Source organism: Aliirhizobium wenxiniae, from assembly GCF_014201355.1.
Lineage (GTDB): Bacteria > Pseudomonadota > Alphaproteobacteria > Rhizobiales > Rhizobiaceae > Neorhizobium > Neorhizobium wenxiniae.
In genome coordinates this window covers 529305-556089 of the sequence record NZ_JACHEG010000002.1, presented here as the reverse complement: position 1 = coordinate 556089, position 26785 = coordinate 529305, and the positions used below count along the sequence as shown (strand labels likewise).

Here is a 26785-nt window from a genome sequence, read left to right as displayed (position 1 = left end):
CGTCGTCCGAAGCCTTCATTCGCGCCACTTTTCGTGCCTGCTTTGAAGGAGACTGATAATGGCCGTCGATACATCCCCCCGCTCAATCACCTGGACCTATGTGGACGGGGAATGGATTGATGGCAATCCGAAGCTCATTGGCCCGACCTCGCACGCCATGTGGCTTGCCTCGACAGTCTTCGATGGCGCCCGCTGGTTCGATGGCATCTCGCCGGACCTTGACTTGCATTGCCAGCGCGTCAACCGCTCTGCCACCAATATGGGCATGAAGCCGACGATGACCCCGGAACAAATCGAGGCGCTCGCACTTGAAGGCGTCAAGAAATTCGATGGCAAGACGGCGATCTATATCAAGCCGATGTATTGGGCCGAGCACGGCACGTCCTACAGCGTCGTCGCACCCGACGCGGAATCGACCCGCTTTGCGCTCTGCCTGTTCGAGGCGCCGATGGGAACCGCAAAGCCCTCTTCGCTGACGCTGTCGCCCTTCCGTCGCCCCAGCCCGGAAGTCGCCATGACCATCGCCAAGGCCGGTAGCCTTTATCCAAACAGCGGCCGCATGATCATCGAGGCCCATTCGCGCGGCTTCGACAATGCGCTGGCGCTGGACATGAACGGCAATGTCGCGGAAACCGCGTCCTCGAACATCTTCATGGTCAAGGACGGCGTGGTCATGACGCCGATCGCCAACGGCACCTTCCTTGCCGGCATCACCCGCGCGCGTGTCATTGGCCTGCTGCGTGAAGCCGGTTTCGACGTTCGTGAAGTAACGCTGACGGTCAAGGATTTCGAAACTGCCGACGAGATCTTCACCTCGGGCAACTATTCCAAGATCGCACCCGTGACGAAGTTCGAGGAACGCTCACTGCAGGAAGGACCGGTCGCCCGCAAGGCTCTGGAGCTTTACATGGGCTGGGCTCGCTCAGGTGGTCGCAACGACATCTGATCGTCAGGCAAAACCAATGAAAGCAGAGATCGTTGTAGGTATAGGCTTTCATGAAAACAAAGACTTAGAGGTTTAAAGTCAATTGTGCCTGCAGTTGAAATAATCCAAGTCTGATATCGCCAATGCCCGGGTAGAATAATACCCGGGCACTGGTCTTCTTTGGTGTATCAATTATTCGATTAAGATGGAGTATTATGTAGTCGTTTCTGTCAATTGTATTGCGATGTAGAAAGTATATGATGAATTGACCTCATATTTTTGCCGCATTGCAGTAAAAGTATGCCGAAGGAATTCAGGTAATATCTGCATCCTCTCTCCCCCTTGGGAATATGAACCCCTCAGGAGTGGCAATGTCAGTAGACGTATCATCATCGAGTGCATCGCAGCCAGCCGACCTTGAGACAACCGCCCGAAATGGCAGCCGGTTCCGCCGGATGGCGGTTAGAATTCCAACCTATCTTGCGGACGTGAAGGAAAATCCGGCCTGGTTGCCGATGTTCATGCTTGCCCGCACGATGCCCGGCCGTCGTGCCCACTGGGCCTTGTCGGCAAAATACAAGCCGTCGGATGATCCGCAGCCATCCCTGTTCGGTGCGCTGGATGCAACGGCGGTTGCGGATGCGTTGCGTAGCGACGGCATTTTTACCGGCCTGCAGATGCCGGCCGAAATCCAGCAGGAGATCAGCCGCTTTGCCTTGACGACCCCGTGTTTCGGCAATTTCGACCGATCTCTTGAATTTGTCGCACCCCGGCACAGAGAGGCCGAGCAGAGTTTCGGTCGCTCACTGCTAAGCGGCCATTTCTTCGAGCGATCGCTGAAAAGCCCGGGTGTACGCGCCATCCAGGCCGACCCTTTGCTGATGGATATCGCAAAACATTATCTTGGCGCCAGCGCCCAGCTTATCACCACTCGCATCTGGTGGAGTTTCCCGACCAAGACCTCTTCCGAAGCCGACCGTAGTCTGGCCTCTCTCGACAAGTTCCATTTCGATCTCGATGACTGGCGAATGCTGAAGTTCTTCTTCAACCTCGTCAATGTCGACGACGGCACCGGTCCGCATGTCTTCGTCAAGGGCAGTCACAACCGGCGCAAGGCAAAGCACCAGTACACGCTGCTCGTCGGTCATCCGGCGGATGAAGTGCTGGATTATTACGGTGCCGATCAGGCTGTCACGTTGACTGGCCCGGCCGGCTCCGGTTTCGTCGAGGATCCTTTCGGCTTCCACATGGGCACGGTACCGGTGACGAAGCCGCGGCTGATGATGGAAGTCGGCTTCGGCGTATCCAAACCGTCCCGCCGCCGTTTCCACGGCGAGCCGATTATCAATAGATAAGCCGCCCGGTGCTCAGTTCCGGGCGATGCCTTCCAGAAAGTCCGCAGCACGATCCGCGCCGCCGATCGAGATCGTATGGCCGAGACCCGGCTCGATGACCGTCTCGACGGCCACGCCTGCGGCTTTGAGTTCGGTTTCAGCCTTCTCCGTTTCCCAAGACGGGATAACCGGGTCGGACGTGCCGTGAACGAGCAGAATCTTCGTTGCTGTCGATGGCGTCAGCGGCTGTTCGGTTGCCAGTCTTCCGGAAAAACCAACGACGGCTGCGACTGGCCATCTGCCGCTAGCGACTGCATCCAGCGACATGATCGTGCCTTGCGAAAAACCGACCAGCACCACACGGTCGAGACGCCCGTTGAAACCGTTTTCCTCGATGATATCGGAAATCACCGTATCGAATGCCGGTCGGGCCGCGGTAATGCGGGCAGGGCGGTTTTCTTCGGTCACGCCGGCGACGCTGAACCACTGGTAACCTGTCCCGAAGCTCGACCGTTCCGGCGCATTCGGCGCAACGAATACGGCACCAGGCAGGCGCGATTTCCAATTTTCGCCGAGCGGCGCGAGATCGGCGCCGTTGGATCCAACACCGTGAAGCAGGATGACAAGAAGGGAATTCTGCAGGGCGGTCATGACAATACCTTATGCATAAGGGACGCGGATCGTCCGCATCGCCAAAATATCGGTCTACGACAGGAACCGGAACGGAGATAGGCCGCAGCCTGTGACCGCTCCGTTCACCGATATATACCTAGATGGAGATCGGTTGCGCGGCTTGGATGATCCGACCGGTGTCTTGCGCCGGGGCAAAAGGATCTTGCTGTGCTTCAGCGCTGCCGCGATCCCTGCATTGCGTGAAATTCATCCGTGTCGATCTGCGAAGGAGACGGGATGTCTTCCGCGCCGGTCAGGCCGGCATATTGTGCGATCGGGCCTGCCCGGCCGATCAGGTGGCCCTGCAGGTTCTGGCACTGCGCGTCTTCCAGAAACGCGCGTTGTTCTTCCGTCTCCACACCTTCCGCCACGATCGGAATGTTCAATCCGCGCCCGAGCCCGATCACCGCGCGCACGATCTCGTCGGCGCTTGAGTCGGCTACAAGCTTGGAGGTGAATGACCTGTCGATCTTGATCGTATCGAAGGGGAAGGATTGCAGATAGGAGAGCGACGAATACCCGGTACCGAAGTCGTCCATGGCAATCCGCACACCAAGTGCCTTGAGGCCTCGCAGGATTTGCAGCGCCCGGGCAAAATCTTGTACCAGCACGCCCTCTGTGACTTCAAGTTCCAGCCGGTTGGCGGAAAGCCCCGTTTCCAGAAGCATCGCATGAACGTCGCTAACGAGGCTGTCTTGGCGAAACTGGATCGGTGAAATGTTTATGGCGATCTTGAGCCGGTTCGACCAGCTTGCCGCTTCTCGTCCGGCTTCGTTGAGCACCCAGCGGCCGATTTCGACGATCTGGCCGCTTTCCTCCGCCAAGGGCACGAATTCGTCGGGCGTGATCAGGCCGCGGGTTGGATGATGCCAGCGTAAGAGTGCCTCGAAGCCAAAGATCTCGCCGGTAACGGCGGCCTGTGGCTGATAATGCAGCATCAGTTCGCCACGTTTGATCGCATGGCGCAGGTCCTGCTGCAGCACGCGCCGGTCATGCATTCGGCGGTCCATGCGGGAGTTGAACGCACAGAAGCGACCGCGCCCTTCCGCCTTGGCGCGATAGAGCGCCGCATCTGAATTGGCAAGCAATGTCGCGGCATCGGCGCCATCCTGCGGAAACATCGCGATGCCGATGCTGAGGCTCACCCGAAGTGAGCGCCCGTCCACTTCCATTTCCTCTTCCATTACCCGCGTCAGCCGTTCGGCAAGGCATGTCATGGTTTCCGGTTGGTCGTCACTCACGCTGATCACGGTAAACTCGTCACCGCCAAGGCGCGCAGCCACATCGTCTTCATTGATCACGCTCTTGAGGCGCCTGGCCAGTTCCGCCAGCACGGTATCTCCGGCTGCATGGCCGAACACGTCGTTGATATCCTTGAAACGATCGATGTCGAAACTCATCACGCCAAACTGGCGGCGCAGCACCCGGCTTTCCGCAATCAGCTTGGCAAGCTCCGACGCAAACCGCATGCGGTTGGGTAGGTCGGTGAGCGGATCGTGATGGGCGAGATAGGAAACCCGCTGTTCCGCCTTCACCCGCGCGGTAATATCCTGCTGTGTGCTCAGCAGATATCTCCCGTCAAGCAGCACATCCTGGACGTCGATGATCTTGTCGCCGATCTCCACCTGCGTGATGGAAGAACCCTCTTCGAGCAGCTTGCGGATAAGACGCTCGAAGTAGGCGATCGGGTCCTCTTTCCAGTCGGCCATCCGGCCATCGGCAACGACATCGGCGAAAGTCTCGTCCTCGTTCTGCCACCGGTTGTCGAGGTCATGCAGTTCCTGGAAGCGACGGTTGGCGTAGAGCGGCCGGCCTTCCAGTTCGAAAATGCCGACGGCGACCGGCAGGTTGTCCATTGCCGCCATCACCGCCTGCAGCATTGCAGTGTCGTTTGCAAACCCGCGCGTCTTTGCCGTGGTCATGCCTTGCTCCCGTGATCGGGAAAACTGTAGGCCTCACGGCTTAAATATTAGATAATCAAAATATATCAAATCCGACAATATCGGCAGGAGTGTTCACGAGGCGCCAAACGCTTGTGCGCTGGTCTCTTCCTTCACCCTCATGATTGCCGTCTCCAATCGCTCGAATGCGATCAGTCCCCGCGACCCGATTGAGCTGGCGGCACGCCGGATCGACGATAGCGTCAGGGCAAGATCCTCGATCGCCAGATTTCCTTGAGCAGAGCCGTCCAGGCGCCGCTGCCTGTCGGCAAAACGAAACGCTTCTTCAGCCAATGTGGTGAAAAGCCGATCGGCCGTTGAGACGCGGTTCCCGTTATCGTCCACAGCCCGCCATATCGGCGTATGCGTATCCAGGCGATAGCCGGTAAGCGTACGGAAGAGGATAAGTTCGCTTGTGGAATACCCGCTTGTAGATGCGGCAGCGGTCGCATTGAGCGCAATCGGGGGCGGGCTCGCTTTGTCTAGCGTGTCGGAAACCTCAGTTGTATCCGGCACAAAAAGATCGACCGAAGAGAGGTCGGACGCGGGCGAGGGTGTAGCCGTATCATTTGCATCGTCTGAACAGGCGATATCGGAAGCTCGCCTGTCCAATTCATCGGTCACCATGGCCTGAAGAATATGATGATCGGTTTCGCGCATAAGAAATTGCGGAACTGCTGGAATATCGTTGGTGATCACATTGCTCTCATCGGTCAAATGTCAAAATCGCAAACGGAAACGCAAACAATGACCAACCATAGAAATGCAATCCTGCGCGAAGCTGATTGTTGATCGCATTTTGGCTTACGGTTTCACCGCCAACTTTTCTGCGCTGATCTCACCGCCGATTTCGGCCGTTTTTTTCTGCTTGTCGTAAACGCAGATGGTGCTGATCCTGGTTTTCGCACCGACAGCCTTCCCGGTCACGACGGCCATCCCGTAATGTTGGCTGCCATAGGGGTCTACGACTGTATCGCCTTTTTCGATCAGTCCCTTGGAAGCTTTTACGCAGGCTCTGGAAACATCCGTCTGAAACTTTGCCCAGGCGTCATCCGAGGAAGCATGGGCAACACTGCCGGCAATAAGAAAGATGCTCAGCGCGGCAAACGGCGCGGTCGTGATTGTCATCGAATCAAATCCTCCTTTTGGAGTGTTCCGATTGCCACCGATTGGCGGCAGCCCTGTGACGCGCGGAGAAATTCATGTGTTGGCGGTGCGATTTCGGGATCGCTGGAACGATGTTCCACGACATGGCGTTACCAAGCAAAGCTGCTGCGCTGCATCTTTGATTTTTGCCATAATTTTGGCATCGGGGGCGTTGCCTCTTCTCCGGTCCGCTCCTATGTTCCCGCACGACGATTACCCAAGGTTTTGCCTAAAAGGAGTAGACCAATGGCCTTCGAACTTCCCGCACTTCCCTATGATTACGAAGCGCTCGTTCCCTTCATGTCGAAGGAGACGCTCGAGTATCACCACGACAAGCACCACAAGGCCTATGTCGACAACGGCAACAAGCTCGCAGCGGAAGCTGGCCTGGCCGACCTGTCGGTCGAAGAAGTCGTCAAGAAGTCCTTCGGCACCAACCAGGGTCTCTTCAACAACGCTGCCCAGCACTACAACCACATCCATTTCTGGAAGTGGATGAAGAAGGACGGCGGCGGCAACAAGCTGCCCGGCAAGCTGCAGGCTGCAATCGACAGCGATCTCGGCGGCTACGACAAGTTCAAGGCTGATTTCATCGCCGCTGGCACGACGCAGTTCGGCTCCGGCTGGGCATGGCTTTCGGTCAAGGACGGCAAGCTCGCCATTTCGAAGACCCCGAACGGCGAAAACCCGCTGGTTTACGGCGCATCCCCGATCCTCGGCGTCGACGTATGGGAACACTCCTATTACATCGACTACCGCAACGCGCGTCCGAAGTATCTCGAAGCCTTCGTCGACAGCCTGATCAACTGGGATTACGTGCTCGAAATGTACGAAGCCGCTTCCAAGTAAGCTTCGGCCTTTTCAAGTTTCAAAAAAACACCCGGCGTCTCGCGGCGCCGGGTGTTTTTTATTGCCTGGGAGACGCTTGGCGGATTTGTTTCAAACGGCCTGCGGCACGAATGTCTCGCTCGGAGCATCCTGCAGAACGACGACGCGGGTGCCGTCCGGAACCCTGCGGTAAAGATCGACGATGTCCTGGTTGAGCAGGCGGATACAGCCGCTCGAAACCGCCTTGCCGATCGTCCAGTCCTCGGTCGTGCCGTGAATGCGGTAGAGCGTGTCGCGACCGTCCTTGAACAGATAAAGCGCGCGCGGACCGAGCGGATTGAGCACGCCCGGCTCCATGCCGCCGGCAAGCGGACCATAGCGCTCCGGTTCGCGGGCGATCATGTCCTGTGTCGGCGTCCAGCGCGGCCATTGCCGTTTGTATTGAACCCTGCCGACGCCTTCGAATTCCAGTCCGGCCTTTCCGACGCCAATGCCATAACGCAGCGCCCCGCCGTTTTCCTGAACGAGGTAGAGGTACCGGTTTCTGGTGTCGACGACGATCGTTCCGGGCAGTTCACGCGTTGGATAGACGACCTCACGGCGGTAATATTGCGGATGGACGCGCTTCAGGTCCGCGGCCTTGATCGGAAACTGCTCCCCCTCGATCGCGGCATACATGGCCGTATAGTGAGGGTCGGCCGACGGTTTGAGGGCGACTGGCTGCACCGCTGATGTTGCGCATCCTGTCACGAACAGGGGAGTTGCGATGAGAAGGGTTCGGCGGGTGATTGCTGGCAAATCGTTCTTCCGGAATAATCAGGCAAAAGAGCGTATCTTCGCGATGACGCACATGCATCCTCTTATCCGCAATGACCACGAGACCCGATCACAATGCCGACGATTATGTTCACGTCGTCTTTATCGCGGATGAGCAGCCACTCTGCATATCGTCCGTCACACCCCTGTCACAGATCGAGCCTAACTGCGCGCCATGTCTTCTGAAAAACCTCTCCTCCGCTTCGGCGTCATCGCCGATCCCCAATATGCTGATGTCGAACCGAGGCTGGAATACGACCGGTATTACCGCAACAGCCCGAAGAAGCTGGCGGACGCGATCGATACGCTGAACGGCGAGGATCTCGCTTTCGTCGTCACGCTCGGGGATCTGATTGACCGCGACTGGGAGAGCTTTGACCCTATTCTGTCCGTCTATGAAGGACTGCGCCACGAGAGCGTCCTGCTTCCCGGTAACCACGATTTTTCTATTGCGCCGCAACGGCTGACAGAGGTTCATGCGCGTCTCGGCATGCCTGCCCCCTGGCATCATTTCTTGCGCGGCGGCATCCGCTTCGTGGTCATCGACGGTAACGAGGTGAGCCTGTTCTCCACTCCGGAGGGGCATGCGCGCCACGCCGAGGCACGCAACCGTCTCGACGCACTGGAAGCTGCCGGCGCTATCAATGCCATGCCGTGGAATGGCGGCATCGGCGATGGGCAGTTAGCCTGGCTGGAGCAGACGCTTTCCGATGCGCGAGAACGCGGCGAGGTGGTCATCGTCATGGGGCACTATCCGCTCTATCCCGAGAACTCGCACAATCTCTGGAATGGCGAGCGGGTTACGGAATTGTTCGAGCGCTCGGGCAACGTCATCGCCTATCTGAATGGCCATAACCATGTCGGCAATCTCGGACGCACTGGCTCCACCTGGTATGTCAATTTCAAGGGCATGGTCGATACCGAGACGGAAAACACCTTTGCCGTCGTCGAGGTTTACAACGAGCGGATCGATGTGATCGGCTACGGTCGCGAGGAAAATCGCAGCTTGGCTCTCTGAGTAATGCCGGCAAGCAGGAACGCCTCTCGGTGAATTGCCGGCTCAACTCTGGGTGAGGCAAAGCGCCGCGATTGAAAATCGCGCCACAACCGCAGCTAAAACAAGAAAGCCTTTCATTGAAAACGCTTTAAGCCGGTTTTTCCTGCCTCTCGTTGAAGTAACGAGAGATGTCTTCGCACGTTCTGCGACACTCTGTACACTTGGATAAAGTGACTTCAATCTGTTTCCTCACAATCGCAAGTAACGGCCCGAATGACTTATGTTATTTGTCAATTTTCGAATTGATTTGAAGGTTCAACTAAAGCGTATTTATTGATTTTCTGCAGGAAAAGTTCGGGCCGTCTTCGCGAGTGTATTCAACTGGGAACGAGCGAAACGATATGGCCAGCACAACAGACACGGGAACCCTGACGCGACCCGGATCGCGGAATTTCAATGCAACCTCAAAATTTCTTCACTGGCTTATGGCGGCCATCATCGTGGTCGCCTGGGGAGTGGGATATTACGGCGGCGCCATGCTGCATTACGGCGTCAGCGACGGTGAAACCGCGCAGAAGATCTGGGCCATCACGCTGCACAAGTCCATCGCCACCACGACGCTTTTCCTGATCGTCGGGCGTATCATCTGGCGCGCCTATAACCGCCCGCCGGAACTGACCGACATGCCGGCAATCATGAAGACGGCCACCCATCTTGGCCATTTCGCCCTCTACTTCCTGATGGTCGCAGTGCCTGTTTCCGGCTGGTGGAACAGTTCTTCTGCCGGTTATGCAATCCCGGTCGCCGGTCTCTTCACCATTCCCGGTCTCGGCGGAAAGAACCCGGAACTGACGCCCTATCTCGTCTCTGCCCATTTCTACCTTTCCTGGGCACTGGGCCTCGTCGTCGCCGGCCATGCCGCCTTCGCGCTGAAGCACCACTTCATCGACAAGGACGAAACGCTGACGGCCATGCTGCCGAAAAAAGACTAAGCCGATCATGCGGCACCGGATGCATGAGAGGTGCTAAAGCGCCCCATGCATTCGGGTATCAGGCGATCGGTTGCTGCCATCCGTCGATCCAGACCTGGCGTAACCGGTCGCCTTGCCCGGGAAAGAAATCTTCCCTCGCTTCGCAATGGCTCACGCGGTCCGCACGAAAATTGCGGACCGCGTCACGCATTTCGCACCACGCGACGATGTTGGCAGTTTGCGAATAGTAGATGAGGGCAATCGGGCGGATCACCCGCTTGGTCGCATTTCCCACTTCATCACGATAGCCGATAAGCAGCTTCTGCTCGTCACGGATAGCCCGGCGCACAAGGGCCAGATCCACTGCGTCCGGGGCAGGGGCAACTGTTCCCCAGGCATGCAGTGCATCCGCTGAAAACGTTCGGCCAAGTGGCTCAGGAACGACCGCTGCGATCTTGCGGTTCACCCGCTTGGCGGCGCGTCTCAGCTCGGTATCTCCAGTGCGGTCGAGAAGCGCCAGAGCCAGCACGATTGCCTCGGTTTCCTCGATCGACAGCATCAGCGGCGGCAGGGTGAAGCCGGGCCTCAAGATATAGCCGATGCCGCGCTCGCCTTCGATCGGCACACGCATGGCCTGAAGCGCTGCAATGTCCCGGTAAATCGATCGAATCGTGACTTCCAGCTGCGCGGCGATTGCCGCCGCCGTCACCGGCTTTCTCGCCGGTCTCAGGATTTGGATGATCTCGAACAGCCGCGACGCCTTGCGCATGAGATTTCTCAGTCATTATTGATTCAACTGACAGAACGCTGTCAGTTGCACTGGCTTATAGCGCCTCCTGCCGGCTTGAAAAACAAGGATAACCGGCGAACTTTCAAAAACGGGATGGCGCGACAACTGACATGAGTTACGGCGAAAACCTCTGGCTCTTCTTCACCCTTCTCTTCGGTATCATCATCCTGCCGGGCATGGATATGATATTCGTCCTGGCGAATTCGCTTACCCGTGGCCGGGCGGCGGGGCTGGCCGCCACAGCAGGCATGATGCTGGGTGGCCTGGTCCATTCTGCCTATGGCGCCCTGGGTGTTGGCCTGCTGGCAAAACTCCTGCCCGTCCTGTTTACGCCGCTAATGCTGGTCGGCGCGCTCTATATGGCCTGGATCGGGCTCACCCTGATCAGAAGCGCCATCGTCGTCGATAATGTCGGGCGTGCCGATACGAAAAGCAATTGGGAAGCCTTTCGTCGTGGCGCCATTACCTGTCTCATCAACCCCAAGGCCTATATGTTCATGCTGGCCGTCTATCCGCAGTTTCTAAAACCCGAATTCGGTCCGCTCGCGCCGCAGGCGGCTGTCATGGCTGCGATGACCGCGGCAACCCAGCTGTTCGTCTATGGCGCCATCGCTGTCGCGGCCGGCCGGGCAAGAAACATGCTCGTCGGCAATCGCGCAAGCACAGTATGGATCGGCCGTTGCTGTGGCGGGATCTTGTTGCTGATCGCCGCCCTTGCTTTATGGGAAGCATTGCATCGGTAGCTGTAATCTGTCTGTCACTGTGCTGTATTTGTGAACACTGTGTTCAATGAAGGGTCCACAGCATTCCGCAATCCTGACAGGAACGTGATTTCTTTCAAACGGATAAGCCGGTCCAATATCCTCGCGCAATTGCCGGCGTCTTGCCGCATAACGAGGAGACTTCTTCATGAAGATCAGGATGACCGCCATCACCACTGCCGCACTCTGTCTTGGCTTGGCGGCTGCAGCCGTCGCGCAGGACAATCCTGTCGCCAAGCGCGAGCAGATGATGAAGCAGGTCGGCGCCTCCGTGGGCGCACTTGGTGCTATCGCCAAGGGTGAAAAGCCTTACGACGCAGAGGCGGTCAAGGCCGCTCTGACGACGATTAGCACCGATATGAAGGTCTTTCCGGATCAGTTCCCGGCCGGTTCCGAAGTCAATTCCGCAGCCGCACCGGCAATATGGGACAACATGGATGACTTCAAGGCAAAGTCCATGAAGCTCGCCAGCGATGCCGATACGCTTCTTGCCTCCATGCCGGCGGATCAGGCCGGCGTGCAGCAGGCGGTGCAGACGCTCGGCGCCAATTGCGGCACCTGCCACCAGACTTACCGCCTGAAGCGATAAGCGAACCGGTTAAGGGATCGGCGCAGTTTCGGCTGCGCTGATCCGCTTCATGAACCTGCAGAATGGATATCCGGAGACTTGCCATGGCCTCGACCTGGTCGAAGATAGCGGCGGCTGGCGTCGCGGTGATAGGTTTGGGAGCGGTCACCGCATGGGCGCTGACAAAACCTGCGCCGCATCCGGAAAGCTTCTGGGCGAATGCCGGCACGCCGGATCTGGCGCATGGCGAGCAGTTGTTCTGGACCGGCGGATGCGCCAGCTGCCATGCCGCAGCCGGGGCCGAAGGCGATGCGTTGAAGGTCATGTCCGGCGGCCGGGCGCTGCCAAGCCCGTTCGGCACCTTCCATATTCCCAATATTTCTCCCGATCCGAATGCCGGTATCGGCGGCTGGACGCTGGCTCAGTTCGGCAATGCCATGACCCGCGGCGTCGGGCCGAATGGCGAGCATCTCTATCCGTCTTTCCCTTATGGCTCCTATGCGCGTATGTCGCCGAAGGATATCGGCGATCTCTTCGCCTATCTGAAGACCCTGCCGACAAGCCCCAATGTTGCCCCGCCGCATGAGCTGGGCTTCCCGTTCAATATCCGCATGGCGGTCGGCGGCTGGAAACTCCTCTATTTCAGCGAGGCACCCCGGGTTGAACTCGCGTCAGCCGACGAAAAGGTCCGCCGCGGCCAGTATCTCGTCGAAGGCCCGGGACATTGCGGCGAATGCCATACGCCGCGCAACGTCCTTGGTGGCTTCGAGTCAGGCAAATGGCTCGCCGGCGGTCCCAATCCGGAAGGCGAGGGCAGAATTCCCGGCATCACCCCGTCAGGCCCGATCGGCTCCTGGAGTGAAGCCGATATCGTCAATTACCTCGAAACCGGCTTTACCCCGGAATACGATTCTGCCGGCGGTTCCATGGTTGAAGTCCAGAAGAACATGGCTCATCTGCCGAAAAGCGACCTGGAAGCCATTGCCGCCTATCTGAAAGCCGTGCCAGCGCTTTGATCGTTTCGAATATTACCTATGCTCGGCGGAAAACGGCGACAATTCCTCTTGCGCCGTTGCATCCCACAGCCCGAGACCTTTGAGGATTTCGACCGTGAAGGTGAAGGGGGCGGTTCCTGCAGCTGTCACGACGCCATCGGAAAACACCGCCTTCGGGCCGTCCACATAGAGCTCCTCGCCACGGTAGTCCGGGTATTTCTGGTGCGAGGCCACCCGATTGCCGGTATGCTTCACGTCGTTCAACACGCCGGCGCCGGCCAGCATGCTGGCTGCGGCACAGATGCCGGCCGCCATCTTTTTCTCGCTCCGGAACGCCCGCACCAGATTATGCAGGCCTTCAGGCACGACATTTTTTTCCCAGGCAAGCCCGCCGGGCACCGCGAGCGCATCGAAATCTTCCGGCCTTACCTGCGCGAAAGAAAGGTCTGGCGTGACGTTCAGCCCGCCCATCGAGGTGACGGGGCGGCCATCGCCTGTCGCAGTCTTTACCGTCACGCCGAGATAGCTACGCGCCACCGCCATCAGCAGCGCGCATTCCCAATCGGCGAATTCCGGTGTGAGCGCCACAACGATCGCTGTCATTCGTCCATCCTCCTCGAAACAGGATTATGCGCTCAGGTGAGCGCCTGTGTATAGCGCATGCCGGTCACCGGCCGCGGCTTGAATTCCAGATGTTCGTAGAAACGGTGCGCAGCGGAATTGCCGGTCGTGGCGCTGACGGAGAGGTAGCCGCAGCCGGCGCCTTTGGCGATGTCGCGGGCGCGGGCAACCAGATGCTGGCCGATGCCGTGTCCACGCTGGCCGTCGCGCACGAAGAGATGATGCAGGTCCATGCCGCGGGTGCCTTCCTGGGCGCGGTAGAGCGGCACGAGAATGGCGTATCCGATCAGTTCCGAACCGGTATCGGCAACAAGCACGGTAATCCACGGCCTGTCGCCGAACAGGTCGCGTTCGAGAATATCGGGCGTCATGGCCGAGGCATCATGGTGATGCGCTGCAAGTGCAGCGATCATCTCGTTGAGTTCGGGCAGGTCGTGGCGCTTGGCATGACGGATGGTCAGCACGGCCGGGCGGGGAAGGGATATTTCGCTGTCTTCGAGAAGAACTTGCGGCATTTCGGCATCCTTTGATCTTGTGGTGCCGTCAGGTGCCGTGAAACAACAAAGCCGCCTGACGGCGGCTTGTTGACATGATGATCTGTCGAGCCGCCCTTTACAGGTAGGCCCAAAAATACGTTGCGGCGGTGGTTATGCGCGTATTGATCATGACAGCTCTCATGCGCCTGTCCGAAAAACTTGTCAAGCCGTCTTTGCGAAGCGATCAATCGCCGACATGATTGCATCGGCCATTCCGCGGTCGCCGGTCGAGTGTCCGGCTTCGTCAAGCATTATCAACTCGCTTGCCGGCCATACTCGGGAAAGCTCATAGGCGGTCTTCGGTGGCCCCTGCAGGTCCAGCCGTCCTTGAATCAATACGCCGGCTATCCCGGCGAGCTTCGAGGCATTGTCGACAATCTGCCTGTCGGCAAGCCATGCCTGATGGTGGAAATAGTGGGCACAAAGTCTGGCCCGGGCCAGTACGAATCCCGGATCGCGCCAGCGCTCCGGCAGATCAGTCATCCCGCCACCCTGTATTTCCGCAGAAATCGACCCGGCCTCCCAGAGATGCCAGTCGAATGCCGCTTTCTGGCGCACGGTCGGGTCGCTGTCATTGAGCAATGCATGATAGGCCGTCACCGGATGGTATTCGCGCAGTTGCGCGGGGATGGCGGCGATGAAACGCTGATGTGCTTCCGGCAGGAAAAGGCGCATGCCATTGTAAAGCCAGTCGATCTCCTCCCAGCGGGTTGTGGTGACACCGGCAAGCACGATACCCTCGACGTGATGCGCAAAGGCCTGGGCATATACGAGCGCCAGAGTTGCGCCCCATGATGTACCGTAAACCACCCAGCGATCGATGCCCAGCATGTCGCGCAACGCCTCGATGTCGCCAAGCAGGTGGTCCGTCGTGTTGTCGGCCAAAGTGTTAGCAAAATCAGCCGCACTCGGCATGCTTCTGCCGCATCCGCGCTGGTCGAACTGGACGATGCGCCACAATGCGGGGTCGAATTGCCGCCTTGCACCTTCCGAAAGGCCCGAGCCCGGCCCGCCATGCAAAAGTACTGCCGGCTTTCCTTCAGGGTTGCCGGACACTGCAAAGAAGATACGGTTGCCGTCGGTGCGTTCGAGAAAGCCCGTCTGATAAGGGGAGAGGCTGGGAAACAGGTTGGTCATAGGCAATCCGAGCGGCCGTAATGGCATTGTCCATACAGCCGCATTGTTTCAGTTCAATGCTCACTGTCGCAAAGTCCGTGATCTGAAAGCGAGCGGATCACGTAGCAGTCCTCGATTGCGTGATCGCCGTCGCAATGGGAGACGATGCGCGCCAGCTCCTGTTCCAGCTTCTTCAGTTTCTCGATCTTGTCGCGCACGCTTTTGAGGTGATCGGCGGCGATCCGGTCGGCATTGCCGCAGGGCTGGTGCGGATGCTGGCTAAGCGCGATCAGTTCCCGGATGGCGGAAATGTCGAGCCCCAGATCGCGCGCATGGCGGATGAAGGCGAGCCGCTCGAGATCCTGCCGCTCATAACGTCGCTGGTTGCCCTCGGATCGTTCCGCCGCGGCAAGCAGGCCCATCTGCTCGTAATAGCGGATAGTCGGAACCTTTACGCCGGTCCGTTTCGAAAGATCGCCAATCGACAGCATGACACACTCCAAACCTATAGTCTCTGGAGATATCTAATCGGCGATCCCTTGCTGTTCAAGGTTGCGCACACCCGATCTGAATGCTCGGGTCGCAGCCTGTGCCGTTACAACTGCGTCTCGTCTTCCGCGCTTTTTGCAACGAAGTCGGTCGCGTTCGGGACGTTGATGGTGACCGCTATGGCCTGCTTGTCCTCGTTGACGCCCATCGCCTCGAGAATTGCATTGCGGATATCGTCTTCTACCGCTTTGCGGTCCTCGGGCGACATCGCATTGACATCATCTTCGGTCAGGTCGTTATCCTTCAGGTACTGTTCGCGGATCCGTTCAGCGAGCGTCTTGTCGGCAAGATCCATGAATTCCTGTTCGTATTGGCTGTAGGCGCTCTTTTCGGTTCCCGTTTCGATTGCGTCCTTGGCGGTCTCTGCTTCTGGTCTTTCAGGCACCAGGAACATGGCTGCCAGCCTGGCGCTGAACGATGTGTCGCCGCTGGTCAAGGCATTGCCCTGACTATTGCTGCCGCTTCCCTGCTGTCGATTTTCATCCAGCACGAACATCTCCGTTCCGCTCTTCGCGGATCTGCCGGCAGAGCCTGTATAGGCACTGGAACTCGAACTTGACGTAACGATCATGGTTGTCTCCTCAATTTTCTGACACATGATTGCAAATCGAGGCTTGCCCGGGGCTAAAGCACGGCGTTGCAAGGTGGCTCAGTTGGTGGATTGCGCTTCTTTTGATCTCAATATAGTATACCCCCCTATATTATAATTGGAGTGAGATGTGTCGCACACAGTTCGAGACAAGGCAAAACTCCTGGCGCGGGTGCGCCGGATGAAGGGGCAGATGGAGGCGGTTGAACGCTCGCTGGAGGCGGAAGCTCCCTGTGGCGACGTCTTGCAGCTTCTGGCTTCGATCCGCGGTGCGCTGGCCGGCCTGACCGGAGAGGTCATAGAGGGCCATTTGCATGAGCACGTAGTGCATGCCGAAAACGATGCCGAGCGGGACAAGGCGGCCGCCGAACTCGCCGATGTCTTGCGTACCTACATCCGGTGAGAATGGCCGCTCACAGTTTGAATACGGCTTCGGCCGGTAATGTTTGGAAATGGAGCCTGTCATGGCAAGCAGTATCGATAGTCTGAAGCATGAGCACGTGTTTCTCGGCGCGGATCATGAGCGCAACGAGCGGAAGGTCTGGCTGGTCATCGCGCTGACCGCCTCGATGATGGTCGCGGAAATCGTCGCCGGCTCGATCTTCGGGTCTATGGCGTTGACGGCCGATGGCTGGCACATGTCCACCCATGCCGGAGCCATGTTGATCTCGGCGCTGGCCTATATGTATGCAAGGCGCAACGCGAAGAACCCGCGTTACACCTTCGGTACCGGCAAGCTGGGTGATCTCGCCGGTTTCGCCAGTGCCGTGGTGCTGGCGCTGGTGGCGCTGTTCATCGCCTGGGAAAGTTTCGTGCGCCTGGCAAATCCGGTGGCGATCGATTTCGATCAGGCGATCTTCGTGGCTGTCATCGGTCTGGCCGTAAACCTGTTGAGCGCCTGGCTGCTGCGCGATGACCACGATCATCATCATGGCGGTCACCATGGACATCATGGCAGCCATAGCCATGCCGGTCATCATGGCGATCACGCTCATTCCGGTCATCATGCACATGTTGGCACCGAAGATAATAATCTTCGCGCCGCCTATCTCCATGTTCTCGCCGATGCGCTGACATCGGTGCTGGCAATCGCCGCACTTATTCTCGGTCGGCTCTATGGCTGGAATGCGCTCGATCCGATCATGGGCATCGTTGGCGGCATTGTCATAGCGCGCTGGTCCTTCGGGCTTGTCCGCGCTACCTCTCGCGTATTGCTCGATGCGCAGCCGGATGACGGGGATCTGGCGGTCAGGATCAGGAAGGTCATGGAAACGCCCGATGATACGGTCATGGATCTGCATGTCTGGCAGCTTGGTCCCGGGCACAATGCAGCGATCGTATCAGTCGCAACGACAGTCCCTAGGGCGCCGGCGTCCTACAAGGAAAAGCTGAAATCCATTCCCGGCCTGTCGCACGTGACGGTAGAGGTAACCGCGCTCGGTTGATTGACCTCGGCCAGGTTCCGGCTGAACCAAAAGAAAGGCCCGAAACCGGATCCGGTTCGGGCCTTTCTTGTCTCTGGTATTGCAATGCCGGTCAGGCAAATTCCTGGTAGAGGTTCTGCACCCAGGCTTGCGGTGCTACGCTCGTGCTGAAGCTTGGGTCCGCATCTTCTGCGCCCATGATCCAGAGCGCACTTGCAAGCGAGCTGGAAAGTTGTGTGCTGCTGCCGGTCAATGCATCCGCGAAACGTGTAAACGAAACGGCGGCAGCTTGAGGCGCTTCCTCAGCCGTGCGCTCCACTTCAACGGTTCGGTTCGGATATTGATAGCCACTCAGGCCGCTATCGATCTTCATCGCTTTGGTCCACGTCCAGTTAGTTAACGAAGAGTTAACGCTGGAACCTTGCGCGAAGCTTGCGTCGAGCTGGCGCAAAGCCTGAAGAGGGCTTGACAGGCTGCAACCTGCTTGTTCGAACCGGTTAAACGCCTGTAAAACCGCAAGCTTGCGCGATTTCGCTCAGCTTTGCCGCGACCAGGAAAATTTGAATCTATGTCTGGAATTCAACCGTTCCGGCGAGCCCCGATGTTCGGCGCAACCGCTTTTCCGCCTCTTTGTCAGTATTGGGCGGCGTGGTCTGAAGAATCACGCAGGGCGAGGGCACATTGCAATTCGGGCCAGCAAGATGCTGGCCCGATTGTCAATTATCCGGATAAGGCGGGTACCCGTATTCGTTTACATCTTGCCTGCAACCTTGATCGCGAATGCATATTCGAAGGCGATCTCTTCAAGCCTCTGGAAACGGCCCGACTTGCCGCCATGGCCGGCTGCCATATTCGTCTTGAGCAGTATCGGCGCCGTCCCGGACGTATGCTCGCGCAGCTTGGCCACCCACTTGGTGGGCTCCCAATAGGTTACGCGCGGGTCGGTAAGACCTGAGATTGCCAGGATCGGCGGATAGGCTCGGGCCGTGACGTTGTCGTAAGGCGAATAAGCCGCGATCCAGCGATATTCCTCCTCGGACTCGATCGGGTTTCCCCATTCCGGCCATTCCGGTGGAGTGAGCGGCAGCGTGTCGTCGAGCATGGTGTTCAACACATCGACGAAGGGCACTGCGGCGATGATGCCGGCAAATTTTTCCGGCGCCATGTTGGCAACCGCGCCCATCAGCATGCCGCCGGCGGAGCCGCCCTCGGCAATGATCCGGTCATACGCGGTAAAGCCGGTCGCAACCAGATGGTCGGCAGCCGCGATGAAGTCTTTAAAGGTGTTCTGCTTGTTCTCCATCTTGCCGTTTTCGTACCAGGCGAAGCCTTTGTCCTTGCCGCCGCGGATATGGGCGATGGCATAGACGATGCCGCGGTCGGCAAGTGAAAGCGCATTGGTCGAGAACGATGCCGGGATGGTTATGCCATAGGCGCCATAACCGTAGAGCAGGCAGGGCGACGAGCCGTCGAGCGGCGTACCCTTTTTGTAGAGCAGCGAGACCGGCACCAGTTCGCCGTCATGCGCCGGCGCCATCACCCGGCGGGTGACGTAATCATCCGGGTTATGCCCCGATGGCACTTCCTGGGTCTTCAGCAGCACCCGTTCGCGCGTCACCATGTCGTAGTCATAGAGCTGCGTCGGCGTGGTCATCGACGAATAGGAGAACCGGATCATATCGGAATCGTATTCGGCTGCACCCGAAAGACCGAGCGAATAGGCTTCTTCATCGAAGGCGATCGCATGTTCTTCGCCCGTCCTGCGGTCGCGGATGACGATCTGAGGCAAGCCGTCCTTGCGCTGCAGCCAGATCAGATGGCGCGCATAGGCCATGTGCGAGATGATCAGCCGGCCCGGTTCATGTGGCACGACGGGCTTCCAGTTTTCCTTGCCGGGAGCGGAAATCGGCGCCTCGACGATCTTGAAATCCTTGGCGTCGCCATCATTGGTCATGATGTAGAAAACGTCGCCGCCCTCGGTCATCGAATATTCGATACCCTCTTCGCGCTCCGCAACCAGCGTCGGCTCGGCAGTCAGATCGGAAGTCGGGATCAGTCGGTATTCGGACGTCTCGTGGTCGTGGATGTCGATATAGATGAAGTCGTCGAGCAGCGAGCCTCCGACACCCATGAAGAAGCCTGGATCAGTCTCCTCGAACACCAGCCGATCGGAAGACTGCGGCTCACCGACGATATGGTGGAAGACTTTCGACGGGCGATGGTTCTCGTCCTGCAGCGTGTAGAAGAAACTCTTGCCATCGGGCGCCCACACGCCGTCGCCAGCAGTGTTCTCGATCACGTCATCGAGGTCCACGCCGGTTTCAAGATTGCGGATGCGCAAAGTGAAATATTCCGATCCCTTGTCGTCATAACCCCATATGCCGTGGCTATGATCGGTCGAGTGGTCCATACCGGCCAGCCGGAAATAATCCTTGCCCTCCGCTTCCTTGTCACCGTCGAAAAGCGTCTGCTTGTCGCCGCCGTCACGCGGGGTGCGGAAATAATGCGGCTGCTCGCCGCCGGTCACGAACAGGGAGCCATAGGCGTAAGGTCCGTCCTTCGTCGGCACCGAACTGTCGTCTTCCTTGATGCGGCCGCGCATTTCAGAAAACAGCGTTTTCTGCAGCTCTTCCGTGTCGCCGAGTGCTGCTTCCATATAGCTGTTTTCGGCTTCCAGATGCTTGCGGATTTCAGGGTCGAGGATCGACGGATCCTTGAACATCGCCTGCCAGTTGTCGGCCCGCAGCCAGGCATAATCGTCCGAGCGGGTAATTCCGTGACGCGTGTCGCTGACCGGCTTCTTGGGCGCTACAGGGGCTGTAGGAAGATTAGCGAAAGGCGATTTAGGGGAGGGGGCCAAGGGAGCACTCCGGTATGAAAGGAAGGAGTGCCAGAGATAGGTTGTGGGCGCCTGAGAGGCAAGCGGTGATGACGCCGCGCGTTACTTCTTCTTTGCATCCGAAAGCACCTGTTCAGCCATTTTTCTCCGCTCACCACCTCGTCTGTTCACATCATGGTATTTCGCGCCTCGGTTGGTGGTCAATTGACTGCACGTCTCCTAGTTTCCGCGCCATCCAAGTCGATATGAGTAGGGATCACATGAAGAAACAGCTGTCGGTGATGGCTCTTGTCCTGTTTTCCGCGTCTGCGGCACATGCGCTGGATGCGCGCGTTACCAGGCAATTGAACGCCCTGGACCCCGATGAACGTCGCGAGCAGCGTTGCGACATGGAAGCGATGGACCAGATTCGCAAAACCGGCGAATTCCGCCCCGACAAGGTCATCGCCTACACCTTTTCCGATACGATCGAGGACGGAAACAAACTGAAGGCACCAGGCGCCGTCTTCCGCAGCGCGGGGGATTGGTACCGGCTCAAGTTCAAATGCGAAACCGGTGAGGCCGGCCTGAAGATTATGTCCTTCGACTATACGATCGGCTCCAAGGTCACCCGTGACCTGTGGGACAAATATTATCTCTACGACTGATCCTGTGTCGCCGCAGCATCGATAATGCTGCGGTGCTTCTCCAGCCTCAACCCGGCAGGTTTGGCGTTGCCTTGCGCTCGGGAAACAGTTCCGCCAGCACCGTCATGAGAATTAGCGAGAGCGGCAGTGCCAGCATCGCGCCGACAGCTCCCCACATCCAGGTCCAGAACAGGATGGCGAGGAAGACGACGAAGGGATTGATCTCCCACTGACGCCCCATCACCGCCGGAAAGATCAGGTTTTCCATCGCGAGATGCACGGTGAAAAACAGGAAAGCCGGCAGCAGCGCCAGGAAAATGGCGTCATGGGTGATAATGCCGGCAATCGCCACCGAGATGGTCATCAGCGTGATCCCGAGGAACGGGATGAAGCTTGAGAGAAACGCGAACATGCCCCACAGCACCGGCATGCTCAGTCCGCACATCCACGCGATTACCGTCATTACGATACCGAGGCAGAAATACATCACGCTGGCTGTCGCGAAATAATAGCCAAGGACCTCATCGATCGAGTTCAGTACCCGGATTGTGATCAGACGCTGGCGGCGGTTCGGAAACGCCATGATCAGCGTTCTGCGAAGCCTCAGACGTCCATAAAGGAACAGCAGCAGCGCAGCAAAGAAGATCATCCCCTGAATGATCGCAGGCGTCAGGCTGGCCGTTACCACGCCCAGAATGTTGGTGGAGTTTTCCAGCAGCTTGTCCATCGACATCGTACCGGTCTGGAACGTGGCCGGGGAGATGTTCAGCCAGTGCTGACGTTCCAGAAAAGGCATGAGGCGATCGTAGGAGCGTTCGACGAATGTGGGCCCCTCCCGCATGAGCGTCGCAACCGGTTCCGCCAGCGCATTGGCGATCAGGAACAGCACGAGAAACACAAGCGTCGACAGGATTACGGCAATGCCGAAACGCGGCATGCCCGCACGGCCGAGCTTGTCTGCCACAAGCCCGAGGATCAGTCCCACGACGACGGCAAGTGTGACGGGTATGAGGATCAGCGCCATATAATGAAGGATGGCGAAGAAGATGATCGCAAATATGCCGATCACGGCCCAGGCCATGGCCACATTGAGTGCATCACGTCCCAGCGGGGCATCCTCAATCGAGCTCAGATCTTCTTCTTCGACGACAGCGAATGCCTCGCGCCGACGCGACGAAAAATCTACGAAATGCTTCTTCGGCTTGCCGCCGCCGCGCGCGCTGGTCGTTGTCATCTTTTCCCCTGAGTGCCCCGAACCTGCGACAAAACGCAAAAACGGCACTCCGGTTCCGGAGCGCCGAGTGTTTATTAGCTTTCTGGTAATCCTGCCAATCAGGTCGAGACGGCGGGCCTCAAGCTGCCAACGTCAGGCCGATACCCCACGGATCTTTCAGCGCATGTCCTTCGGCTGTCTTCGTCGTTGAGATTTCCTGGGTTTCCAGCGCTGCAAGTGCCTTGGTCAGCGCTTCCTTGTCGTTGAAGCGTACCGTGTAGTCGGAAAGGCCGGTCATGTTGTCTTGGCGTGGCTGAGCGCCCCGGCTGTTCCAGATATTGGCAGCGATATGATGGTGGTAGCCGCCGGTGGCAAAGAAGCTCGCACCCGGATAGCGCGCCATGATTTTCAGGCCCAGCACGTCGCGATAAAATGCGTCCGCTTGCGGAATGTCGCCGACCTGCAGATGGATATGACCAACGGATGTGCCGGGAGCCATGCCATTCCAGTCGCTCTTTGGCGCCGAGTCGTAAAGCGCCTGGAGGTTCAGCCGGTCGGTTGCCATTTGCACGGTTCCATCCGGAAAATAGGTCCATTCAGCCGGCGTGCGGTCACGATAGATCTCGATGCCGTTGCCTTCCGGATCCGACAGATAGAGTGCTTCCGAGACCAGATGGTCCGACGCGCCGTCGAGTTGCACGCCCTTGTGCGCTGCATTCGCCAGCCAATGAGCAAGTTCCAAACGGTTCGGCATCAGAAACGCGGTGTGAAAAAGACCTGCAGCCTGACGCGGTGCGCGAGTAACAGTGCTGTCGGTCGTAAGCTGCAACAGAGGCAGGCCATGGGCGCCAAGCAGCACGCCGCTGGCACTCTTTTCCAGCACCGACAGGCCGATGATCTCTTGATAGAATTTCGATGTAGTATCGAGATCGGTAACCACCAGATGCGCGCGACCTACATGAGCCGGGCGTGTCAGGGCGAAAGCTGCTTCAGAAGAATTGCTCATTGATGCTCTCCGGGGCGAGTTTGCATGGCCGCAGACGTCTGCGGCGGCAAAGCCGCGATGCCGGAATATCGCCCATTCCCACCGTTCACGAAAGTCGAAAAATGGGAGAAGCTTCGTTCTTAAAAGGTGAACAATGAAGCTTGATGCGAATCAAGGCAGCAGGTGTAAGCTGGGCAAAAATGCTGGACAGTTGAAGGAGATTGAAATGTACAAAACGATCCTTGTGGCAGTCGATATAGCCCAGGCGGAAAAGGCTGAACGTATATTGAAGCAGGCTGCACAGCTGTCTGCTGCAGGTGGCCGCATTCTGATGATCAACGTCGTGGAGGAACTGCCCGCTTATGTCGTGTCGGATCTCTCCGTCGACATGCTCGTCGATGCCCGCAAGAGGGCTGAAACAGAACTGAGCGAACTTCGCAACACGGCCGGAGTTAAGGCCGATATCGAGATCCGCCAGGGCGCGCCGGCGCGCGAAATACTAGCCGCCGCCGAAGACGCAAAGGCCGATCTCATCATCGTTGCCTCGCATGTTCCCGATCTCAGCAACTACATTATCGGCGCCACTGCCGACCGCGTCGTCCGCCACGCCAAATGCTCGGTGCTGATCGACCGCTGAAATCGTGACGCCGCGCCGGTAGACGGATACTCTGATCTTACGGCTTTAAACCGAATGTGAGGCGGCACCCGCCTCACAAGTCTTGCCTTAACCGGCGACGCCAAGCATTCTGTCGTCGGACGGAGACGGCTTTTGGAATGAGTGAACTCTTCAACTTCGGACGGCGTTACGATCTGCACGAAATCATCGCGGACGGTATTGTCCACGGGATCGGGATAGTTTTTGCCCTGGTTGGTGCCACGGCCCTGATCTTTTATGCCACCGTCTGGTCGAGCTATGGCGAACTCGCCGCCGCCTGGATTTACGGGCTGGGGCTGATCCTCTGCCTGTCGGTCTCTTTCACCTACAATATCTGGCCGCATTCCCGCACCAAATGGATTCTGCGCCGGCTTGATCATTCGGCGATCTTCATCCTGATTGCCGCCACATACACGCCTTTCCTGCAGCGCGGTGCGGCTCACGATCCCTGGATTGCCGCAATGCTGGCGGCCATCTGGATCACCGCCATCGTCGGCGTATCGCTGAAATGCCTCTTCCCCGGCCGCTATGACAGGCTTGCCATTCTGCTTTACCTGGCAATGGGCTGGAGCGGCGTGGTGGTTATGGAAGAAGTCTCGCAATATCTCCCGACGGTCACCACACTTCTGATCGTCATCGGCGGGCTGATCTACTCGCTCGGCGTCATCTTCCATATCTGGGAAAAGTTGCGTTTCCAGAACGCAATCTGGCACGGCTTCGTCGTTGCCGCCGCCGCGGTCCATTATGGCGCGGTGATGACCTGTTTCAGCCTCACCGGCGGCGGCCTGTGAATTTCCCGTGTGTCCGGCAATGCTTCTCGACACGGAGTTTTCGTCTGCTAAAGTGGACGAAATTACATCATAGTGGACAAGTTCATGAGCAACACCCCAATCATTCGTGATGCAGCCCAGGCCGACCTGCACGGCATCATGGAGATTTATAACGACGCGGTTCTCAACACGACGGCGATCTGGAACGAGACTCTGGTCGATATCGACAACCGCCGCGCATGGTTCGATGCCCGCAAGGCGAAGGGTTTCCCGGTTATCGTCGCACAGCTCGATGGTGAGGTTGCCGGTTACGCTTCTTATGGCGATTGGCGTGCCTTCGACGGTTACCGCTTCACCGTCGAACATTCGGTCTATGTCCACAAGTCCTTCCGCGGCCACGGTCTCGGCCGCAAGCTGATGGAAGAGCTGATCGCCCGCGCCGCCTCGAACGGCGTGCATGTGATGATCGCCGCAATCGAATCCGAAAACCAGGCCTCCATAGCGCTCCACAACGCGCTCGGTTTTCGCATCGCCGGCACATTCTCCGAAGTCGGTACGAAATTCGGCCGCTGGCTGGACCTGACCTGCATGGAGCTGAAGCTCACCAAGGTCTGAACCGTCCGGTTTCCCCTGCGTTTCCCATCAAACGCCCTATATTGCCGGAAATACCTGGAAGCGGAGGACACCCGACATGGATATCAGGCGCAACGGCTCGCAGGCCTCGAAGAAACAGCCGGCGGATTATTTCACCGGCACGGTGCGGCTCGATCCGTTGATGGAGGCGCCGGAGCCGGCGCGGGTGCGCGCCGCAAGCGTCACCTTCGAACCCGGTGCCCGTACCAACTGGCACACCCATCCGCTCGGCCAGACATTGATCGTCACCGCTGGTTTCGGCCGTGCCCAGACCGAAGGCGGCCCGGTCAGGGAATTGCGTCCGGGTGATGTCGTCTGGTTTTCGCCGGACGAAAAACACTGGCATGGCGCAGGCGTCGACACGGCCATGACCCATATCGCCATCCAGGAGGCGCAGGATGGCGTCACCGCCGACTGGCTGGAGCCGGTCAGCGACGAGGATTATTTGCGTCCGGCCGATAAGGACTGAGCTTTCCGTCTATCTCCTTCAATAGGTCGATAAAAGCACGCAATCCGGCCGGCACGTGCCTGTGCCCCGGATAGTAAAGGCAAAGCCCGTCGATCTCCGGGCACCAGTCGGAAAGTACAGCGACCAGCCTGCCTTGCCGAATATAGTCTTCCGCCACATGCTGCGGCACATACGCGATGCCTAGGCCGGACGCGGCAGCCTTTGCCATCAGCTCGGTATCGTCGAGCGTCAGCGGACCGGAAACATCCACGACAATCTCTTCGCCGCGCCGCTCGAATTCCCACCTATAGAGCTTGCCGCTCGGCATTCTCAGCCGGATGCAATCGTGCCCTGAAAGGTCCTGCGGCACGAGTGGTTCTCCGCGGGTGGCGATATAGTCCGGCGAGGCCACGGTGATGAAGCGGGCAGGACCGCCGAACGCGATGGCGATCATGTCCTGCGGCACGGATTCCCGCAGCCTGATCCCGGCATCGAACCCGTCGGCGACGATATCGATCAGCCGCCCGTCGCTGACCAGATCCAGCGCCACGTCCGGATAACGGGCAAGAAAGGTCGGTACGGCCTTCTCCAGAAGCCTGCGAATGACAATGCTGCTGGTGTTGATCCTGATCGTTCCGCTTGGTCCGCCGCGAAAATCGTCGACCGCTTCCAGTGCCGCATCGAGTTCGCGCAGTGCCGGCCCGAGCCTTGCCACCAGCCGCTCACCTGCCTCCGTAGGCGAAACGCTGCGCGTGGTGCGGTTCAGCAGGCGCACGCCCATCCGCGCCTCCAGCCCGCGCATCATGTGGCTCAGCGTCGAGGGCGAAAGCCCCAGTTCCTCTGCCGCCTTGCGAAAACTGCGATGTGCGATGATCGCGGTGAAGGCCGCAAGGTCGTTGAGCGTCGGCTTTTCATTCATGGGATATTTTCACCAGGTTATGCGGGATTGAACGGCTTATAGCATGAAAGGGCGAGGGCTATCTTCCCTGCAGAAACCCGGCTTCCAAAAAACTCGGCAAGCCGCAGAGCAAGGGAAAA

Annotated in this window: 31 protein-coding genes; 15 read left to right on the top strand and 16 right to left on the bottom strand. The window is 58.4% G+C overall.

The features are described from left to right. The first annotated feature begins 58 nt into the window (after positions 1-58). Together HNQ72_RS10740 and HNQ72_RS10735 are read left to right on the top strand one after the other, a co-directional pair. Entirely contained in the window at positions 59-946 is an 888-nt protein-coding gene (locus HNQ72_RS10740) for a branched-chain amino acid aminotransferase (protein WP_183992258.1), read from the top strand. Positions 947-1296: 350 nt separating this feature from the next. Continuing rightward, positions 1297-2280, top strand: coding sequence for a hypothetical protein (locus HNQ72_RS10735; protein ID WP_183992257.1), 984 nt, complete (start codon positions 1297-1299; stop codon positions 2278-2280). A 12-nt stretch (positions 2281-2292) separates the two neighbouring features. On the opposite strand, the gene HNQ72_RS10730 is transcribed toward HNQ72_RS10735, so the two are convergent. The 4 genes from HNQ72_RS10730 to HNQ72_RS10715 form a co-directional block, all read right to left on the bottom strand. Then, positions 2293-2910 carry an alpha/beta hydrolase gene (locus HNQ72_RS10730; protein WP_183992256.1) on the bottom strand — a complete coding sequence of 206 codons (618 nt, stop codon included), beginning with the start codon at positions 2908-2910 and terminating at the stop codon, positions 2293-2295. Positions 2911-3104: 194 nt separating this feature from the next. Continuing rightward, entirely contained in the window at positions 3105-4853 is a 1749-nt protein-coding gene (locus HNQ72_RS10725; protein ID WP_183992255.1) for a putative bifunctional diguanylate cyclase/phosphodiesterase, read from the bottom strand. 93 nt (positions 4854-4946) lie between these two features. Next, positions 4947-5588, bottom strand: coding sequence for a hypothetical protein (locus tag HNQ72_RS10720; RefSeq protein WP_210319563.1), 642 nt, complete (start codon positions 5586-5588; stop codon positions 4947-4949). Positions 5589-5675: 87 nt separating this feature from the next. Beyond that, the gene (locus HNQ72_RS10715; RefSeq protein WP_183992253.1) at positions 5676-5999 is read right to left on the bottom strand and encodes a hypothetical protein; all 324 of its coding nucleotides are present in this window, start codon (positions 5997-5999) and stop codon (positions 5676-5678) included. A 264-nt stretch (positions 6000-6263) separates the two neighbouring features. Between HNQ72_RS10715 and HNQ72_RS10710 the strand changes: the two genes are divergently transcribed. Next, positions 6264-6866, top strand: a complete 603-nt coding sequence (locus HNQ72_RS10710) for a superoxide dismutase (protein WP_183992252.1) — start codon at positions 6264-6266, stop codon at positions 6864-6866. 90 nt (positions 6867-6956) lie between these two features. Here the strand turns inward: HNQ72_RS10710 and HNQ72_RS10705 are convergent, their stop codons facing one another. Beyond that, a complete protein-coding gene (locus tag HNQ72_RS10705; protein WP_373289430.1) occupies positions 6957-7571 on the bottom strand; it encodes a L,D-transpeptidase in 615 nt (204 codons plus the stop codon). 265 nt (positions 7572-7836) lie between these two features. Between HNQ72_RS10705 and HNQ72_RS10700 the strand changes: the two genes are divergently transcribed. Together HNQ72_RS10700 and HNQ72_RS10695 are read left to right on the top strand one after the other, a co-directional pair. Further along, a complete protein-coding gene (locus tag HNQ72_RS10700) occupies positions 7837-8679 on the top strand; it encodes a metallophosphoesterase (protein ID WP_183992251.1) in 843 nt (280 codons plus the stop codon). A 380-nt stretch (positions 8680-9059) separates the two neighbouring features. Then, positions 9060-9650: a cytochrome b gene (locus tag HNQ72_RS10695; protein ID WP_148143958.1), complete on the top strand. Its 591-nt coding sequence runs from the start codon at positions 9060-9062 to the stop codon at positions 9648-9650. Between the two features lie 58 nt (positions 9651-9708). Here the strand turns inward: HNQ72_RS10695 and HNQ72_RS10690 are convergent, their stop codons facing one another. Continuing rightward, complete coding sequence (locus HNQ72_RS10690) at positions 9709-10398, bottom strand: helix-turn-helix transcriptional regulator (RefSeq protein ID WP_183992250.1); 690 nt, start codon at positions 10396-10398, stop codon at positions 9709-9711. Positions 10399-10529: 131 nt separating this feature from the next. Between HNQ72_RS10690 and HNQ72_RS10685 the strand changes: the two genes are divergently transcribed. The 3 genes from HNQ72_RS10685 (at position 10530) to HNQ72_RS10675 (ending at position 12764) form a co-directional block, all read left to right on the top strand. Beyond that, on the top strand, positions 10530-11162 hold the full coding sequence (locus HNQ72_RS10685) for a LysE family translocator (RefSeq protein WP_183992249.1): 633 nt from the start codon (positions 10530-10532) through the stop codon (positions 11160-11162). A gap of 172 nt (positions 11163-11334) precedes the next feature. Further along, positions 11335-11769: a c-type cytochrome gene (locus HNQ72_RS10680; protein ID WP_373289448.1), complete on the top strand. Its 435-nt coding sequence runs from the start codon at positions 11335-11337 to the stop codon at positions 11767-11769. 83 nt (positions 11770-11852) lie between these two features. Beyond that, positions 11853-12764: a cytochrome c gene (locus tag HNQ72_RS10675; RefSeq protein WP_183992247.1), complete on the top strand. Its 912-nt coding sequence runs from the start codon at positions 11853-11855 to the stop codon at positions 12762-12764. 12 nt (positions 12765-12776) lie between these two features. Here HNQ72_RS10675 and HNQ72_RS10670 read toward each other — a convergent pair whose 3' ends face one another. From HNQ72_RS10670 to HNQ72_RS10650, 5 genes are all read right to left on the bottom strand, one after another. Beyond that, positions 12777-13346: a DJ-1/PfpI family protein gene (locus tag HNQ72_RS10670; protein WP_183992246.1), complete on the bottom strand. Its 570-nt coding sequence runs from the start codon at positions 13344-13346 to the stop codon at positions 12777-12779. A gap of 32 nt (positions 13347-13378) precedes the next feature. Continuing rightward, a complete protein-coding gene (locus tag HNQ72_RS10665) occupies positions 13379-13879 on the bottom strand; it encodes a GNAT family N-acetyltransferase (RefSeq protein ID WP_183992245.1) in 501 nt (166 codons plus the stop codon). A 183-nt stretch (positions 13880-14062) separates the two neighbouring features. Then, complete coding sequence (gene pip, locus HNQ72_RS10660) at positions 14063-15037, bottom strand: prolyl aminopeptidase (RefSeq protein WP_183992244.1); 975 nt, start codon at positions 15035-15037, stop codon at positions 14063-14065. Between the two features lie 53 nt (positions 15038-15090). Further along, positions 15091-15507, bottom strand: a complete 417-nt coding sequence (locus HNQ72_RS10655; protein WP_183992243.1) for a MerR family transcriptional regulator — start codon at positions 15505-15507, stop codon at positions 15091-15093. A gap of 104 nt (positions 15508-15611) precedes the next feature. After that, entirely contained in the window at positions 15612-16136 is a 525-nt protein-coding gene (locus tag HNQ72_RS10650) for a hypothetical protein (RefSeq protein WP_183992242.1), read from the bottom strand. 148 nt (positions 16137-16284) lie between these two features. Here HNQ72_RS10650 and dmeR point away from each other — a divergent pair, with 148 nt between their 5' ends. Together dmeR and dmeF are read left to right on the top strand one after the other, a co-directional pair. Continuing rightward, on the top strand, positions 16285-16557 hold the full coding sequence (gene dmeR, locus HNQ72_RS10645) for a Ni(II)/Co(II)-sensing transcriptional repressor DmeR (protein ID WP_183992241.1): 273 nt from the start codon (positions 16285-16287) through the stop codon (positions 16555-16557). A 61-nt stretch (positions 16558-16618) separates the two neighbouring features. After that, complete coding sequence (dmeF, locus tag HNQ72_RS10640; RefSeq protein ID WP_183992240.1) at positions 16619-17599, top strand: CDF family Co(II)/Ni(II) efflux transporter DmeF; 981 nt, start codon at positions 16619-16621, stop codon at positions 17597-17599. A gap of 91 nt (positions 17600-17690) precedes the next feature. Here dmeF and HNQ72_RS10635 read toward each other — a convergent pair whose 3' ends face one another. Further along, positions 17691-17951, bottom strand: a complete 261-nt coding sequence (locus tag HNQ72_RS10635) for a hypothetical protein (protein WP_183992239.1) — start codon at positions 17949-17951, stop codon at positions 17691-17693. A 378-nt stretch (positions 17952-18329) separates the two neighbouring features. Continuing rightward, complete coding sequence (locus HNQ72_RS10630) at positions 18330-20438, bottom strand: S9 family peptidase (RefSeq protein WP_183992238.1); 2109 nt, start codon at positions 20436-20438, stop codon at positions 18330-18332. 239 nt (positions 20439-20677) lie between these two features. Here HNQ72_RS10630 and HNQ72_RS10625 point away from each other — a divergent pair, with 239 nt between their 5' ends. Further along, a complete protein-coding gene (locus HNQ72_RS10625; protein WP_148143945.1) occupies positions 20678-21064 on the top strand; it encodes a DUF930 domain-containing protein in 387 nt (128 codons plus the stop codon). A 46-nt stretch (positions 21065-21110) separates the two neighbouring features. Here HNQ72_RS10625 and HNQ72_RS10620 read toward each other — a convergent pair whose 3' ends face one another. Further along, entirely contained in the window at positions 21111-22277 is a 1167-nt protein-coding gene (locus HNQ72_RS10620) for an AI-2E family transporter (RefSeq protein WP_183992237.1), read from the bottom strand. A gap of 118 nt (positions 22278-22395) precedes the next feature. Then, positions 22396-23262, bottom strand: a complete 867-nt coding sequence (locus tag HNQ72_RS10615; protein WP_183992236.1) for a VOC family protein — start codon at positions 23260-23262, stop codon at positions 22396-22398. 205 nt (positions 23263-23467) lie between these two features. Between HNQ72_RS10615 and HNQ72_RS10610 the strand changes: the two genes are divergently transcribed. From HNQ72_RS10610 to HNQ72_RS10595, 4 genes are all read left to right on the top strand, one after another. Then, positions 23468-23878, top strand: a complete 411-nt coding sequence (locus HNQ72_RS10610; RefSeq protein WP_183992235.1) for a universal stress protein — start codon at positions 23468-23470, stop codon at positions 23876-23878. Positions 23879-24015: 137 nt separating this feature from the next. Beyond that, entirely contained in the window at positions 24016-24687 is a 672-nt protein-coding gene (gene trhA / locus HNQ72_RS10605; RefSeq protein WP_183992234.1) for a PAQR family membrane homeostasis protein TrhA, read from the top strand. Positions 24688-24771: 84 nt separating this feature from the next. Beyond that, positions 24772-25281: a GNAT family N-acetyltransferase gene (locus HNQ72_RS10600; RefSeq protein ID WP_183992233.1), complete on the top strand. Its 510-nt coding sequence runs from the start codon at positions 24772-24774 to the stop codon at positions 25279-25281. A 76-nt stretch (positions 25282-25357) separates the two neighbouring features. Beyond that, a complete protein-coding gene (locus tag HNQ72_RS10595; protein ID WP_183992232.1) occupies positions 25358-25768 on the top strand; it encodes a (R)-mandelonitrile lyase in 411 nt (136 codons plus the stop codon). Here HNQ72_RS10595 and HNQ72_RS10590 read toward each other — a convergent pair. Further along, the gene (locus tag HNQ72_RS10590) at positions 25728-26666 is read right to left on the bottom strand and encodes a LysR family transcriptional regulator (protein WP_183992231.1); all 939 of its coding nucleotides are present in this window, start codon (positions 26664-26666) and stop codon (positions 25728-25730) included. The two genes, HNQ72_RS10595 and HNQ72_RS10590, sit on opposite strands and share 41 nt — an antisense overlap. Positions 26667-26785: the final 119 nt, after the last annotated feature.

Coding starts and splice junctions, on each gene's coding strand:
- HNQ72_RS10740 (WP_183992258.1), top strand. CDS start 59: ATGGCCGTCGATACATCCCCCCGCTCAATCACCTGGACCTATGTGGAC.
- HNQ72_RS10735 (WP_183992257.1), top strand. CDS start 1,297: ATGTCAGTAGACGTATCATCATCGAGTGCATCGCAGCCAGCCGACCTT.
- HNQ72_RS10730 (WP_183992256.1), bottom strand. CDS start 2,910: ATGACCGCCCTGCAGAATTCCCTTCTTGTCATCCTGCTTCACGGTGTT.
- HNQ72_RS10725 (WP_183992255.1), bottom strand. CDS start 4,853: ATGACCACGGCAAAGACGCGCGGGTTTGCAAACGACACTGCAATGCTG.
- HNQ72_RS10715 (WP_183992253.1), bottom strand. CDS start 5,999: ATGACAATCACGACCGCGCCGTTTGCCGCGCTGAGCATCTTTCTTATT.
- HNQ72_RS10710 (WP_183992252.1), top strand. CDS start 6,264: ATGGCCTTCGAACTTCCCGCACTTCCCTATGATTACGAAGCGCTCGTT.
- HNQ72_RS10700 (WP_183992251.1), top strand. CDS start 7,837: ATGTCTTCTGAAAAACCTCTCCTCCGCTTCGGCGTCATCGCCGATCCC.
- HNQ72_RS10695 (WP_148143958.1), top strand. CDS start 9,060: ATGGCCAGCACAACAGACACGGGAACCCTGACGCGACCCGGATCGCGG.
- HNQ72_RS10690 (WP_183992250.1), bottom strand. CDS start 10,398: ATGCGCAAGGCGTCGCGGCTGTTCGAGATCATCCAAATCCTGAGACCG.
- HNQ72_RS10685 (WP_183992249.1), top strand. CDS start 10,530: ATGAGTTACGGCGAAAACCTCTGGCTCTTCTTCACCCTTCTCTTCGGT.
- HNQ72_RS10675 (WP_183992247.1), top strand. CDS start 11,853: ATGGCCTCGACCTGGTCGAAGATAGCGGCGGCTGGCGTCGCGGTGATA.
- HNQ72_RS10670 (WP_183992246.1), bottom strand. CDS start 13,346: ATGACAGCGATCGTTGTGGCGCTCACACCGGAATTCGCCGATTGGGAA.
- HNQ72_RS10665 (WP_183992245.1), bottom strand. CDS start 13,879: ATGCCGCAAGTTCTTCTCGAAGACAGCGAAATATCCCTTCCCCGCCCG.
- pip (WP_183992244.1), bottom strand. CDS start 15,037: ATGACCAACCTGTTTCCCAGCCTCTCCCCTTATCAGACGGGCTTTCTC.
- HNQ72_RS10655 (WP_183992243.1), bottom strand. CDS start 15,507: ATGCTGTCGATTGGCGATCTTTCGAAACGGACCGGCGTAAAGGTTCCG.
- HNQ72_RS10650 (WP_183992242.1), bottom strand. CDS start 16,136: ATGATCGTTACGTCAAGTTCGAGTTCCAGTGCCTATACAGGCTCTGCC.
- dmeF (WP_183992240.1), top strand. CDS start 16,619: ATGGCAAGCAGTATCGATAGTCTGAAGCATGAGCACGTGTTTCTCGGC.
- HNQ72_RS10635 (WP_183992239.1), bottom strand. CDS start 17,951: ATGAAGATCGATAGCGGCCTGAGTGGCTATCAATATCCGAACCGAACC.
- HNQ72_RS10625 (WP_148143945.1), top strand. CDS start 20,678: ATGAAGAAACAGCTGTCGGTGATGGCTCTTGTCCTGTTTTCCGCGTCT.
- HNQ72_RS10620 (WP_183992237.1), bottom strand. CDS start 22,277: ATGACAACGACCAGCGCGCGCGGCGGCGGCAAGCCGAAGAAGCATTTC.
- HNQ72_RS10615 (WP_183992236.1), bottom strand. CDS start 23,262: ATGAGCAATTCTTCTGAAGCAGCTTTCGCCCTGACACGCCCGGCTCAT.
- HNQ72_RS10610 (WP_183992235.1), top strand. CDS start 23,468: ATGTACAAAACGATCCTTGTGGCAGTCGATATAGCCCAGGCGGAAAAG.
- trhA (WP_183992234.1), top strand. CDS start 24,016: ATGAGTGAACTCTTCAACTTCGGACGGCGTTACGATCTGCACGAAATC.
- HNQ72_RS10600 (WP_183992233.1), top strand. CDS start 24,772: ATGAGCAACACCCCAATCATTCGTGATGCAGCCCAGGCCGACCTGCAC.
- HNQ72_RS10595 (WP_183992232.1), top strand. CDS start 25,358: ATGGATATCAGGCGCAACGGCTCGCAGGCCTCGAAGAAACAGCCGGCG.
- HNQ72_RS10590 (WP_183992231.1), bottom strand. CDS start 26,666: ATGAATGAAAAGCCGACGCTCAACGACCTTGCGGCCTTCACCGCGATC.